13 protein-coding genes are annotated in these 14,105 nt (G+C 38.6%); 12 read left to right on the plus strand and 1 reads right to left on the minus strand.

Going from position 1 to position 14,105, the window contains the following annotated elements; translation table 11 throughout:
* Positions 1 to 257 precede the first annotated feature (257 nt).
* The 10 genes from NMM17_RS05840 to NMM17_RS05885 all read left to right on the plus strand — a co-directional run bounded on the left by NMM17_RS05840 (position 258) and on the right by NMM17_RS05885 (position 10,467).
* A complete protein-coding gene (locus tag NMM17_RS05840; RefSeq protein WP_000368739.1) occupies positions 258 to 491 on the plus strand; it encodes a DUF1858 domain-containing protein in 234 nt (77 codons plus the stop codon).
* A complete protein-coding gene (locus tag NMM17_RS05845) occupies positions 491 to 1,825 on the plus strand; it encodes a DUF438 domain-containing protein (RefSeq protein WP_254754028.1) in 1,335 nt (444 codons plus the stop codon). The genes NMM17_RS05840 and NMM17_RS05845 overlap by 1 nt, the downstream gene beginning before the upstream one ends.
* A gap of 9 nt (positions 1,826 to 1,834) precedes the next feature.
* Positions 1,835 to 2,089 carry a DUF1912 family protein gene (locus NMM17_RS05850; protein WP_000119706.1) on the plus strand — a complete coding sequence of 85 codons (255 nt, stop codon included), beginning with the start codon at positions 1,835 to 1,837 and terminating at the stop codon, positions 2,087 to 2,089.
* Between the two features lie 95 nt (positions 2,090 to 2,184).
* A complete protein-coding gene (locus NMM17_RS05855; RefSeq protein WP_000038632.1) occupies positions 2,185 to 2,580 on the plus strand; it encodes a hypothetical protein in 396 nt (131 codons plus the stop codon).
* 281 nt (positions 2,581 to 2,861) lie between these two features.
* Positions 2,862 to 3,440, plus strand: a complete 579-nt coding sequence (locus NMM17_RS05860; protein ID WP_000813811.1) for a flavin reductase family protein — start codon at positions 2,862 to 2,864, stop codon at positions 3,438 to 3,440.
* Complete coding sequence (locus NMM17_RS05865; protein WP_000085191.1) at positions 3,427 to 3,987, plus strand: GNAT family N-acetyltransferase; 561 nt, start codon at positions 3,427 to 3,429, stop codon at positions 3,985 to 3,987. Before NMM17_RS05860 ends, NMM17_RS05865 begins: the two co-directional genes overlap by 14 nt.
* Positions 3,987 to 4,565 (plus strand): AAA family ATPase, encoded by a 579-nt coding sequence (locus tag NMM17_RS05870; protein ID WP_000550028.1) that lies wholly within the window; start codon positions 3,987 to 3,989, stop codon positions 4,563 to 4,565. Before NMM17_RS05865 ends, NMM17_RS05870 begins: the two co-directional genes overlap by 1 nt.
* A complete protein-coding gene (locus NMM17_RS05875; protein ID WP_000032150.1) occupies positions 4,558 to 7,209 on the plus strand; it encodes a valine--tRNA ligase in 2,652 nt (883 codons plus the stop codon). Before NMM17_RS05870 ends, NMM17_RS05875 begins: the two co-directional genes overlap by 8 nt.
* 73 nt (positions 7,210 to 7,282) lie before the next feature.
* Positions 7,283 to 8,212, plus strand: coding sequence for a DUF1837 domain-containing protein (locus tag NMM17_RS05880; RefSeq protein WP_001232735.1), 930 nt, complete (start codon positions 7,283 to 7,285; stop codon positions 8,210 to 8,212).
* On the plus strand, positions 8,182 to 10,467 hold the full coding sequence (locus tag NMM17_RS05885) for a helicase-related protein (protein WP_000375691.1): 2,286 nt from the start codon (positions 8,182 to 8,184) through the stop codon (positions 10,465 to 10,467). The genes NMM17_RS05880 and NMM17_RS05885 overlap by 31 nt, the downstream gene beginning before the upstream one ends.
* Before the next feature lie 152 nt (positions 10,468 to 10,619).
* On the opposite strand, the gene NMM17_RS05890 is transcribed toward NMM17_RS05885, so the two are convergent.
* On the minus strand, positions 10,620 to 11,024 hold the full coding sequence (locus NMM17_RS05890; RefSeq protein ID WP_001125912.1) for a hypothetical protein: 405 nt from the start codon (positions 11,022 to 11,024) through the stop codon (positions 10,620 to 10,622).
* A gap of 127 nt (positions 11,025 to 11,151) precedes the next feature.
* Here NMM17_RS05890 and NMM17_RS05895 point away from each other — a divergent pair, with 127 nt between their 5' ends.
* Both NMM17_RS05895 and NMM17_RS05900 read left to right on the plus strand, forming a co-directional pair.
* Entirely contained in the window at positions 11,152 to 12,372 is a 1,221-nt protein-coding gene (locus tag NMM17_RS05895) for a DNA cytosine methyltransferase (protein ID WP_000185413.1), read from the plus strand.
* Between the two features lie 70 nt (positions 12,373 to 12,442).
* Positions 12,443 to 14,020, plus strand: coding sequence for a hypothetical protein (locus NMM17_RS05900; protein ID WP_000263672.1), 1,578 nt, complete (start codon positions 12,443 to 12,445; stop codon positions 14,018 to 14,020).
* Positions 14,021 to 14,105: the final 85 nt, after the last annotated feature.

A 14,105-nucleotide genomic window follows, 5' to 3' on the forward strand; every position in this document is an offset into this window, starting at 1 on the left:
TTGGAACTTCTTGCTATTCTTTTTATCAAACCGATTATTGGGATTGTGAAATTCTTGTGGATGATCATCTCTTTTGCAGTCCAATTGCTGTTTTACAAGCTATTATTTAAAATATTGGATTGGCTCTTTAAACTTATTTAGATGGTAATACAAGTCGCAGAGAACTAGCAGGAGCTCTCCTGCTAGTTTTTTAATCTCTTTCCATATGGTATAATATAAGCAGTAAAATCATTTTAGAACATACAATGGAGGTCGTCATGGACAATATCATCGATGTGTCAATTCCTGTTGCAGAAGTGGTGGACAAGCATCCAGAGGTCTTAGAGATTCTAGTGGAGTTGGGTTTTAAACCCCTTGCCAATCCCTTAATGCGCAATACAGTTGGTCGTAAAGTATCGCTTAAGCAGGGTTCTAAGCTTGAAGGAACTCCTATGGACAAGATTGTTCGCACACTGGAAGCAAACGGCTACGAAGTGATTGGGTTAGACTAATGGCAGATGAACGGATTCATATCCTACGGGATATTTTGTTAGAATTGCACAATGGCGCCTCTCCTGAGTCGGTTCAGGAGCGCTTTGATGCGACCTTTACAGGTGTTTCAGCCATCGAGATTTCCCTTATGGAGCACGAGCTGATGAACTCAGACTCAGGTGTCACCTTTGAAGATGTCATGGAACTCTGTGATGTCCATGCTAATCTTTTTAAAAATGCTGTTAAGGGTGTCGAAGTTGCAGATACTGAGCATCCAGGCCACCCAGTTCGTGTCTTCAAGGAAGAAAATCTGGCCCTCCGTGCGGCCTTGATTCGCATTCGGAGATTGTTAGATACCTATGAGTCCATGGAAGATGAAGAAATGCTTGCGGAGATGCGCAAGGGCTTGGTGCGTCAGATGGGACTTGTGGGGCAATTTGACATCCATTACCAACGTAAGGAAGAACTCTTCTTTCCTATCATGGAGCGTTATGGACACGATTCACCTCCCAAAGTTATGTGGGGAGTGGATGACCAGATTAGGGAACTCTTTCAAACAGCTTTAGCGACAGCCAAGTCACTACCAGAAGTGTCGATTAGCACTGTAAAGGAAACTTTTGAAGCCTTTGCGACAGAGTTTGAAAGTATGATTTTCAAGGAAGAGTCCATCCTTCTCATGATTCTCCTTGAGTCCTTCACCCAAGATGACTGGCTTCAGATAGCGGAGGAGAGCGATGCCTATGGCTATGCTATCATCCGTCCGTCTGAGAAATGGGTGCCAGAACGACAGAGTTTTGTTGAGGAAAAGATTGCAGAGGAGCCCGTGCAGCTAAACACTGCTGAAGGTCAAATTCAGCAAGTCATCGATACACCTGAAGGACAGTTTACCATTACCTTTACCCCTAAGGAAAAGGAAGCAGTGCTGGATCGTCATAGTCAACAGGCTTTTGGGAATGGCTATCTTTCAGTCGAGCAGGCCAATCTTATTCTCAATCACCTCCCTATGGAGATTACCTTTGTCAATAAAGACGATATTTTCCAGTATTATAATGACAATGCGCCAGCTGATGAGATGATTTTCAAACGAACACCGTCTCAAGTCGGGCGCAATGTCGAACTCTGCCATCCGCCTAAGTACTTGGACAAGGTCAAAACTATCATGAAGGGGCTTCGTGAGGGTACTAAGGATAAGTATGAAATGTGGTTCAAGTCTGAGTCGCGAGGCAAGTTTGTCCACATCACCTACGCTGCAGTGCACGATGAAAACGGAGAATTCCAAGGAGTGCTGGAGTATGTTCAGGATATTCAACCCTACCGTGAGATTGATACGGACTATTTCCGTGGATTAGAATAAGGAGAAAAAATGAGTTACGAACAAGAATTTATGAAGGAATTTGAAGCTTGGGTTAATACCCAGATTATGATTAACGACATGGCGCACAAGGAAAGCCAAAAAGTATACGAAGAAGACCAAGATGAGCGTGCCAAAGATGCCATGATTCGATACGAAAGTCGCTTGGATGCTTATCAGTTCTTGCTTGGTAAGTTTGAAAACTTCAAAGCAGGCAAGGGATTCCATGATTTGCCAGATGGCTTGTTTGGTGAGCGAAATTATTAAACGAGAAAGATTCTTGATTTTTTACTAAAATCTTGATAGAATATTTATATTAAATCCTTGTCAGAGCAGGGATTTTTTATTGAAAGGATTTTATCATGTCAAAGAAACTCAATCGTAAAAAACAATTACGAAATAGCCTCCGTCGTGCAGGTGCCTTTTCAAGTACTGTGACGAAGGTTGTAGAAGAGACAAAAAAAGTCGTGAAGCGTGCAGAACAGTCAGCGAGCGAAGCTAGTAAGGCTGTCTCTAAAAAAGTTGAACAAGCAGTAGAAGCTACCAAAGAGCAAGCTCAAAAAGTAGCCAATTCTGTAGAAGATTTTGCAGCAAACTTGGGTGGACTTCCACTTGACCGTGCCAAAACTTTCTATGATGAAGGAATCAAGTCTGCGTCAGATTTCAAAAATTGGACTGAAAAAGAACTCCTTGCTTTGAAAGGAATCGGCCCAGCTACTATTAAGAAATTGAAAGAAAACGGCATTAAGTTCAAGTAATCTTTCTTGTCCCTTGCATTTCCGAAAAAATCTTGCTACAATAAAGCCATCAGAGGTGTTTTGAATCCCACATTTTACAGAAAGTGGCGGTGCTGAGAAGTCCACAAATGTGTCAAAACTGGTTGCTGATGGATGAAAAATGAAATATTACTGTCTTTTTATTTTAAAGATAAGAGTTGCGGGCGTTGCCCGAAATTGGGTGGTACCGCGGATAAACACATTCGTCCCTGTCATGTAGATGGCAGGGCTTTTCTTTTGTATCTTGGTCAAAGGAGGTTGTTATGAAGCAATCTTTTAACACAAGTAAACTATATTATGGTTTTCCTATTTTCATTTTGGGGTATCAGGACCAGAATTTTGGACACAATATAACGACTTGCAGCTCCTCTTATAGTCTGGGAGATTGGCTAGTTATCGGTGTTGGTTCTGAGGAAAATGCGGCTGATCAGATTAAGTATTATCAACAGTTCACCGTAAATATTCCTGATGAAACTTCTATGCTTGCGATGGAGCAGGCCGGCTTTATCAGTCGTCGAGAGAAACTGAAACACCTGGGACTAGACTACGAGATTTCTGAACAAACTCATGCTCCGATTTTGGAATCTTGTCCGGTCGTTTTGGATTGCCAAGTGGATCGGATTATCGAAGAAGATGGAATTTGCCACATCTTTGCTAAGATTCTTGACCGACTGGCTAATCCTGAACTCTTGGATGATAAGGGACATTTTAAAAATGACTGTTTTTCACCGACTTACTTTATGGGGGACGGTCACCAGCGCGTTTATCGCTATTTAGATAACCGTGTTGACCCTATGGGGAGCTTTATCAAGAAAGCGAGGAAGAAGGATGTCAAGAGCTGAATTACCAGAACGAATAGAGACGGAACGGCTAGTGTTACGAGTCCGTACAGTGGCGGACGCCGAAGATATCCATGCCTACGCTAGTTTGCCAGAGGTCGCTTATCCAGCAGGCTTTCCTCCAGTCAAGACCTTGGAAGATGAGATTTATTATCTGGAGCAAATCCTTCCCGATCGCAATCAAAAGGAAAATCTCCCAGCTGGCTATGGGATTGTCGTCAAAGGAACCGATAAAGTCATTGGTTCTGTTGACTTCAATCACCGCCATGCGGACGATGTGCTAGAAATTGGCTATACCTTGCACCCAGACTACTGGGGTCGAGGCTATGTACCAGAAGCAGCGCTTGCCTTGATTGACTTAGCCTTTAAAGATTTGGGTCTTCACAAGATTGAATTGACTTGTTTTGGATACAATGTCCAAAGTCAACGAGTCGCAGAAAAACTTGGATTTACCCTTGAAGCTCGCATAAGAGACCGCAAAGATACTCGAGGCAACCGCTGTGACAGCTTGATATATGGCTTGCTGAAGAGTGAGTGGGAGGTGAATTGATGCATCTTTTCATTATCGGTGCTCCAGCTTCAGGAAAAATGACGATTGGTCAAGAACTGTCTCGATTGACGGATGCTACCCTCTTTTATAACCATCAAGCCATCGATTTTGCACTAGAAATCTATCAGGACTACACAGAGGAAATGTGGGAGTTTGTTCGAGGGATTACCTTTTCTTTCCTTGGAGCTAGCGCAAGAAATCAGCGATCAGTAATTTTAACAGATGTAATTGATTTTTCAAATCAGTACCAGCTGATGTATTTAAAGCAAATTCAGGATTTATTGGATAACTTTCATCAAGAGATTCTGTTTGTTGAGTTGGAAACAAGTCTTGAAGAGCGTTTACGTCGAAATCGAACGGAGAATCGATTAAATCACAAACCCTTAAAACGACATATTGAGGTATCTGAAAGAGAAATTTTAGAGACCGCTGAAACACTTCAATTAAATTCTCAACATCAACCGAATGAGTTGCACCACTACTTTAAAATAAATAATACGAATTTGTCAGCAGAAGAAGCTGCTAAGCAAATTCAAAATAAAATGAACAAAATAGAGAAAGGACACACACATGTCTAAAGAACTTTCACCTAAATACAATCCAGCCGAGGTTGAGGCTGGTCGTTACCAAAAATGGCTTGATGCTGATGTTTTCAAGCCTTCAGGAGATCAAAAGGCTAAGCCTTATTCAATCGTCATTCCACCACCAAACGTAACTGGGAAACTTCACCTTGGTCACGCTTGGGATACGACTTTGCAGGATATTATCATCCGTCAAAAACGCATGCAAGGTTTTGATACGCTTTGGCTTCCAGGTATGGACCACGCTGGTATTGCCACTCAGGCTAAGGTTGAGGAGCGCTTGCGTGGCGAGGGGATTAGCCGTTATGACCTCGGCCGTGAGAAATTCCTCGATAAGGTCTGGGAATGGAAAGATGAATATGCCACTACCATCAAGGAACAATGGGGCAAGATGGGGCTCTCTGTAGACTACTCTCGTGAGCGTTTCACTCTTGACGAAGGTTTGTCAAAAGCCGTTCGTAAGGTTTTTGTGGACCTTTACAAGAAAGGTTGGATCTACCGTGGTGAATTTATTATCAACTGGGACCCAGCAGCTCGCACAGCCCTTTCTGATATCGAGGTTATCCACAAGGATGTCGAAGGTGCCTTCTACCACATGAACTACATGCTGGAAGACGGTTCACGCGCCCTTGAAGTGGCAACAACTCGTCCTGAGACTATGTTTGGGGACGTTGCCGTTGCGGTCAATCCAGAAGACCCACGCTACAAGGACTTGATTGGTCAAAACGTCATCCTTCCAATCGCTAACAAACTCATCCCAATCGTTGGAGACGAACACGCAGATCCTGAATTTGGTACTGGTGTCGTGAAAATCACGCCTGCCCACGATCCAAACGACTTCTTGGTTGGTCAACGTCACAACTTGCCACAAGTCAACGTCATGAACGACGACGGAACCATGAATGAGCTTGCCTTCGAATTCGCCGGCATGGATCGTTTTGAAGCCCGTAAAGCAGTCGTTGCTAAGTTGGAAGAAATCGGTGCCCTCGTCAAAATCGAAAAACGTGTCCACAGTGTTGGTCACTCTGAGCGTACAGGTGTAGTGGTTGAGCCACGCTTGTCTACTCAATGGTTCGTCAAGATGGACCAATTGGCTAAGAACGCCATTGCCAACCAAGACACAGACGACAAGGTAGAATTCTACCCACCTCGTTTCAATGATACCTTCCTCCAATGGATGGAAAATGTCCACGACTGGGTCATCTCTCGTCAGCTATGGTGGGGTCACCAAATCCCTGCTTGGTACAATGCCGAGGGTGAAATGTACGTTGGCGAAGAAGCTCCAGAAGGCGACGGTTGGACTCAGGACGAAGACGTCTTGGATACTTGGTTCAGTTCTGCCCTTTGGCCATTCTCTACCATGGGCTGGCCGGATGTCGACTCAGAAGACTTCAAACGTTATTATCCAACATCAACTTTGGTGACTGGTTATGATATTATCCCGTTCTGGGTATCTCGAATGATTTTCCAAGGTTTGGAATTTACTGGCAAATCGCCATTCAAAAATGCATTGATTCATGGTCTGATTCGTGACGAGGAAGGCCGTAAAATGTCTAAATCTCTCGGTAACGGGATTGACCCGATGGATGTTATTGATAAGTACGGAACAGATAGCCTGCGTTGGTTCCTTTCAAACGGTTCTGCACCAGGTCAAGACGTGCGCTTCTCTTACGAGAAAATGGATGCTTCATGGAACTTCATTAACAAGATCTGGAACATCTCTCGCTACATCCTCATGAACAATGAAGGCTTGACCCTTGAGCAAGCAACTGCCAATGTGGAAAAAGTTGTCAACAAGGAAGCTGGTAATGTCACAGACCGCTGGATTCTCCACAACCTTAATGAAACCATCGGCAAAGTCACTGAAAACTTTGACAAGTTTGAGTTTGGTGTCGCTGGACACATCCTCTACAACTTCATTTGGGATGAATTTGCGGACTGGTACGTTGAGTTGACTAAGGAAGTCCTTTATAGCGACAACGAAGAAGAGAAAGTTATCACACGCTCTGTTCTCCTTTACACTTTGGACAAGATCCTTCGTCTCCTTCACCCAATTATGCCATTCGTGACAGAGGAAATCTTTGGACAAATCTCAGAAGGCTCTATCGTTACAGCAGAATACCCAACTGTCAATCCAGCCTTTGAAGATCTTGCCGCTCACACAGGAGTAGAAAGCCTCAAAGACTTGATCCGTGCTGTTCGTAATGCGCGTGCGGAAGTAAACGTAGCTCCAAGCAAACCTATCACAATCCTTGTTAAGACAAGCGATAGCGACTTGGAAACCTTCTTTAACAGCAATGTCAACTACATCAAACGCTTCACAAATCCAGAACACTTGGAAATCGCATCAAACATCCCTGCACCTGAACTCGCAATGTCAAGCGTCATCACAGGAGCAGAAATCTACTTGCCACTGGCAGACCTCTTCAATGTCGAAGAAGAACTAGCTCGCCTCGACAAGGAACTGGCTAAATGGCAAAAAGAACTGGATATGGTTGGTAAGAAACTCTCTAACGAACGTTTCGTAGCCAATGCCAAACCAGAAGTCGTCCAAAAAGAACGCGACAAACAAGCCGACTACCAAGCCAAATACGACGCGACCGTAGCACGTATTGATGAGATGAAGAAACTGGTTAAATAAACATAGAAACACGGTGATGAGCCGTGTTTTTTGGTATAATGAAATTGAAAATTGATAAGAAGGAAAAGTAATTTTGAGAAAAACACTTCAAGATTTAATTAATAATTCTATTGTTTTGAAATATAAGTTACCTTTTAATTTCACAAACGGTAAGGGAAGTTCAATTTCTATAAATAAAAGCAATTTAACAAGTAAAGGGAAAAATGAGTACTGCTTTGAAGGTAATGATAATGATATTTCAAAAATTATTTATAATGGAATAATTGAATTTGCTGAAAATGAATCTGAGATTGACTATAGTAAATTAGATAGAGAACAAACAAAGGCAATTAAACTTAAACTGAGGTATGATAAAGAGGATGAATCTTCAACCAAACTTCAATATGGATTTTATGGTGAAGTACTTTTAGATTTATTTTTAAGAAATTATTTCCATACGGATGTTTTAATTGCTAGAGGTTATTTTTATTCTCCTCTTGAAAAAGCTGAAGCAAAAGGATTTGATGCGTTTCATTTAGTGGATAATAATGGAATCTTGGAACTTTGGTTTGGTGAAGCTAAGTTCCATAAAAAATTTTCCTCAGGGATTAAATCTGTTATTTCTAAAATGAATAGCTCACTTTCAGATAGTTATTTAAATGATCACTTATACGCAATTATTAAAGAAAAAAAGAATATTTCTAAGTCGCATACTACTTTAGATACTATAATAGAAAGTTGGGAAGACAATCCTGAAATTATTCTTATAGACGAATTAACAGCTAACCATATCGAATTAATATATCCTATTTTTATAGCATATCAGAAACAAGGTACTTTTAGTTATGAAAAGTCAATTGATTCTTGTGTGAAGAAAATTAATGATGAGCTGTCTAAATCCACAGTTATGCCGGCTGTAAAAATTAATCTAAGTATTTTTGTAATGCTATTACCTGTTGATGATTCTAATAAATTAAAGGAAGAAGTGATTGAATGGATAGAAACGAAAGAACCGCTTATCTAATCAAAGAATTAAATTTATATAAGCGATACCCTGAAAGAAGAGGTACCTTTATCAAGACAACTTGTGACTATTACGACGCTGTAAAAAAAGACGAACTTACAAGTAGTGATTTAAATTTCTTGCGTTATATAGCAAATGAAGCTGGAGTACCACAATACTTTGAGCTACTTGAAAGAAAATATCAAGAAGGTAATGAAATAAATCCAGAGGATATGAATTTATTATCCATGAGTTCATTTTTAAATGAAGCGAATTTAATCGTAAATGATTATATGCTACATAAATATCAAAAAGAAGTTTTAGAATTATTCGAAATTAATTTAGTTAATAGATATGTTCTCTCTGCTCCAACTTCTTTTGGTAAAACTTTTATTGTTTATACTATTATAAAGAAAATGGATTATTCTAATATACTATTAGTTTTTCCTACGATTAGTCTGTTATCTGAAAATTATTTAAAGTTACAAAATGATGAATTTTTTTCTTCGTATAAAATACATACTCTAAGTGAAATAAACGAGGACGAACTTGGAGAAAAAAATATTTTTATATATACTCCTGAAAGATATCTCTCGTTTTTAGATAATAATACTAGTTATTTTGATTTTACTTTTGTGGATGAAATATATAAAATAGACAACGACTTTATTTTAGATAATGACACTCCAGAAGAAAATGAACGAGATATTGCTTATAGACTTGCTTTAGAATTTGCTTGCCAAAATAGTAAAGATATTTTACTCGCTGGACCTTATATTCAATTTCAGGAACCAGATGCAGAAAGAAATTCATTCAATAATTTTGTTAGAGTTAATAAATTTACAATTCTTGAATATAATGATGTTGAGATTGTATCTAAGAACATTACACATATTGATAGAAATAAGTTTGAACTTGGAAATATTAAATATAAATTAAATGTAGGTACTTCGTCCTTACAAGATAAAGTAGTACAAACTATTGTAAAGATAGAAGGTAATACTCTAATTTATTGTGGAAGCAAGCCAGATGTAGAGAGATTTGCTAATCATATGTTGAAAAATGAAGAATATCTTTCGCTTTTGTCAGAAAAAGAGTCCAAAGAAGATAATGAACTGTTTTCTATTTTTTTAAAACATATAGAAGAGAAATTTGGATCAGATTGGATTTTATATAAAGCACTTGAAAAGAGAATTGGGCTCCATCATGCAGGAATACCAAAATATCTTCAGAATGAAATAATTAATTTGTTTAATAGTGGGCAACTATTGTGTCTTTTTTCGACAACAACAATTACTGAAGGAGTCAATACAACTGCAAAGAATTTGATTGTTACTGCAGTAAAAAAAGGAAGGAAGCCATTAAAACAGTTTGATGCCAAAAACATTGCTGGGAGATCTGGTCGATTTAATGTCCATTATAGTGGTAATGTTATTGATTTAACAAAAGAATTTGAAACTATCATTAATTCGCAACAAGATGAAATTGAACATAAAAATTATGATAATTACCACAATAAAACTGACATTGATTTAGAAGTGACTCTGGATGAATTTTTGACAGATGATGATAAAAGGTTTAAAGATGAAATTAATAAGGCAAAACAAGACTCAGGACTACCAGATTTTATTTTTCAATCATATAGAATTATAGGCCCTTTGGAAAAAATCTTGATTTATAATCGAATAAAAGTAATGTCCGAGGTTGAATTTCGTAAAATTGATCGATTAAAGCAAGTATTAAGTCTAAGCAACGGTACAAAAATTCATTGGGAAGGTTTTCAAACAGTAGTTGATATTTGTCGCCAATTTATTTTTAATTCCGAGTTGAAACAGATAATAGAAGCTAAAGTAGGTAATAAAAATCATTCTTTAATTGTAGTACAACTGTCAGGATTTTTAGAAAAAGGCTTTTTAGGAACTGTTGATTATTACGTTAAACAGCAGAATTACAGTAAAGATAAAGCAATTAGTCAAACTTCTAAATTAATCTATACAATATTTAAATATCATCTTGTAAAGTATTTAGGTGTATTTGATTTGCTATATAGATTCCATTATTCAAAGGTTTACAGAAGAAACTTTGATGATGTTACTGGGATTAAAATTCTTCTGCAAAAGCTAGAGTATAATGCTCTGACTGATATTGGGCGCCAATTGAGTGATTATGGAGTTCCTTTTGAATTAGTAAAATATTATGATGGAAGTGTAACTACTAAAAATTTTGATTTATATGAAAGTTATGTAGATAGAAGAATACAAAGATTACTTGAATAAAAGATAAGACTGGGCAAAAACTCAATTTCAGGAGAAAATGAAGCAAATCTTCCCACAATAAAACGCATAGTATCAAGGTTTTTCAATACCTGATATTATGCGTTTTTGATTTTAGAGACTTTTTTTGCCCAGCATCATCTTAGTAATTATATTTAGATAATCGTAAATAAAATATCAGTAGGAGTAGTCCATTCTACTCTGATTCTTGTCCCAACGGTTACGTTCATTTGATTGAACCAGTTGTTAAAGGCTTTCAAGTTACCTTTACCAGAAAGATTTTTAGCATAGGGATCTCCTGCTTGAGAATTCCCTGATACTTTTACTACTCCATCGAAGTAGCCATCTGTCGACTTAGCATTAAATATATTCTGCCCTAAAATATCTATTCCTTGAGTGTGATTGGAATTATAAATTCTAAATTGATGAGCTACTGAACTTGGAATTGGGATATAACATTCTCCTGTTATCTGAGGACGAGAATTTGTATTCCTGTATGTGCCCCAGTCAATATTAGTTTTTTTAAGTTCTACTATGAATTGATCTCCTTGTTTTGGCATTATGCACCTCCTTAAGTTTATATGTTCATTATATCATATATGTTTGGAAAATGTTTATATTTCAGTATTAATTTAAAAATGATATACTAGTATAGTTAAACAAATTTCTTAGAAAGCAGGTTACTACATGACAAATTCTGTAAGTTCGAACCGACCTGAGAAGTACAACATTGCAGCTTTCTTCTCAGGTGTTGGGGGAATTGAGTTGGGATTTGAACAGACCAACGAGTTCAGAGTGGTGTATGCCAATGAGTTTGATAAGTATGCGCGTCAGACTTATCAGTTAAACCATCCAGATACTTATTTGGATGGTCGTGATATTCACGCTGTTCAACCAGAGGATATTCCAGCTGAGCGCGTGGATGTGATTATGGGAGGTTTCCCCTGTCAGGCCTTTAGTATTGCGGGTTATCGTAAGGGCTTTGATGACGATCGTGGCGATCTTTTCTTCGAATTGCTTCGGATGATTGAGGGATGCAAACCTCGCGCTATTTTTATCGAAAACGTTAAGAACATGGTCGGTCATGACCATGGTAATACCTTTAAGGTTATTCGTGAAGCCTTGACCGAGAACAACTACTTTATCAAGTGGAAGGTTCTCAACGGTAAAGACTACGGAAATATCCCACAAAACCGTGAGCGGATCTACATTGTTGGTTTTGATACCCAAGAAGCTTATGATTTGTTCGAGTTCCCAGAGGAAATCAAGCTGACTACGAGTCTTCAGGATGTGATTAACTTTGGTGATAAGCTAGATGAGGTCTATTACTACCGTGAAGGCAAGCAAAACTTCTACGATCAGTTGAAGTTTGAAGTGACCAGTCAAGACACGGTTTACCAGTGGCGCCGTCAATACGTTCGAGAAAACAAGAACGGTGTTGTACCTACTTTGACAGCCAATATGGGAACAGGTGGACACAATGTTCCATTGATTCTGACAAATAGTGGCGAGATTCGTAAGCTAACACCGAAAGAAACTTTTAATGTTCAAGGCTATCCTAAATCCTTTAAAATCCCAGAAGGGGTTTCTAACGGTCAGCTATACAAACAAGCTGGGAATAGCGTGGTCGTTCCTGTGATTAAACGCATCGCGGAAAATGTTGCTAAGGCCTTGAATGAAAGCCAAGGGCAATCTCAACTTGCACGCTCAGGAAAAATTGCCATTATCTACACCAAGATGAGTGGACAATTTGAAGGGCAATCCTATGTCAAGGACTTTGTAGATAGCTATGACCAAGCTCTTGAAAAAATCAAATCTTATGACGATGGTTTAGCTCTTCTGTCTGGTGAAGATTATTTAAAATTGGTTAAAAAACGAGGAAATCTCGAATTTTACAGTATTAATTAACGAATATATAAGAGGGTTAGTGAAAAACTAATCTTCTTTTGATATACTGAAAATAGAAAAGAGGGTGCTTATGTGGGAACATCTAAAGTCTGAACAAAAAGATAAATACAAAACCTTAATTACCAACTTCGCTAGCTTGAGCCAAGCTTTCTCTCAAAAGGCAGAATCTGAAGATGAGGGACAAACAGAGAATTATGTTGCTCCGATTGTTAATTCTAAATTTCAAGAAACGGTATTCCAGAAGGCTTTTAATGCCGTAGGGGAAGATATCGCCAATACTTCCTACGATGCTTCCGTCGTTGTAGATGAAAATCATAAATACCTAGTAGGTATCAAATCTTTTGGTATTAATTCTGGAGACCAAAAGATCGCTCAGTTTAAGAAGGATTCTCAATCTTGGACGGACTTGTTGGGTGATATCAAGTTTTATGCAGATATTGCTACTGATAAAGAAGCTGCAGACAAGGAAAACTATCAACGCTATGAAGAGTTGGCTCGAAAGATTGCGACTTTGAGAAATCAGAGAATCGAATCCTCTAAGGCACAAATCAAGGGTTTTAACTCAGATTCGGTCAATGTTGAAGCTGTTTATCACGTTCTGATGCCGACACCAAAGGGAGAAAATCCTAGGATTTTTGTTGGCGAAACGACTTATTTACCAGTTGATATTGATAATCTAGTCATTGAAGGATCAACTACCAAAAATAATCCAACTAATTTTCGTTTTACAGATGGGAAACACCACTACAAGTACACAGCAGCTGACAGTCAGCTCCACATGACTTTTAATAATAAAGACATTATTGTAGACACTTGGGACGTCCATTATATTGAAGATCCTTTTTCGCTATTTGAAAATCTTCATTTACTGACAACTGAAAAGGATAAAACTGATATCTTAGAGACAGTGTCTTGGGTTATCACAGATAAACATGGAAATGTGGAAGAAAACTCTGGTTTTAATGCCTTTAACGGCGGTTCAAAATTAGCCAAAAAAGATCGCTTGCCACGTATTCTAAAGATTCAGGAAAAATTCAAAAACAGTCTGGCTCCAGAAGAACTAGCTTTTATGACTTTCTCACTAGAGGAAATTCTCTTGAAAAAATGGACTAGCAAGGAAGAAAAAGCTCAGATGAAGGCGATTCGTGAGGACTTGATTCACTTTGTCCACAATACTGGCAATAAAAAACTCATCAAAGAGATTGAACAACTCGTCTATCGGCCAGTTAGTGAGGTTTACATTCCTCTGCCTGACTCGAAAAACTTTCACGATGAAAGACCAGATTTCTTTGGGCCAGGCTTCGGGACCTTTGAACCCGGTACCAAAAAACTAGCTCTACCAAAAGAAGAAAGAACCTTTAAACTAAGATTTTTACCTTCTGGTGATGTCATCAATGCCTATATCAACCAAGAAGCTGGTAAGGCGATTCAGTCAACTGATAAGCAAGAAATTCTTGGAAATTGGATCTTGCGTGGCGTTTTCCAGTTGAAGGAACGAGAAGTCTTGACAGGCCAACGACTCAATGAACTGGAAATCAACGGCATTCGTTTAGCCAAGTTTAAAAATGGCGAAATTGGAATTGAATTTATCTGGATTGATATTGAAAATCCCCCTCACGATGTCATAGGCTGGGTAGCAAAGAAATAAAAAGTCCTGTCACTTTCTCCCCCTTAACCTTTGACTATTCTGCAAAATTATCGTAAAATAAAGAGTAAATGATAAAATGAGGTCA

The organism is Streptococcus sp. CF7_Ac1-12, from assembly GCF_024295905.1.
GTDB classification, from domain to species: Bacteria; Bacillota; Bacilli; order Lactobacillales; family Streptococcaceae; genus Streptococcus; species Streptococcus mitis_AP.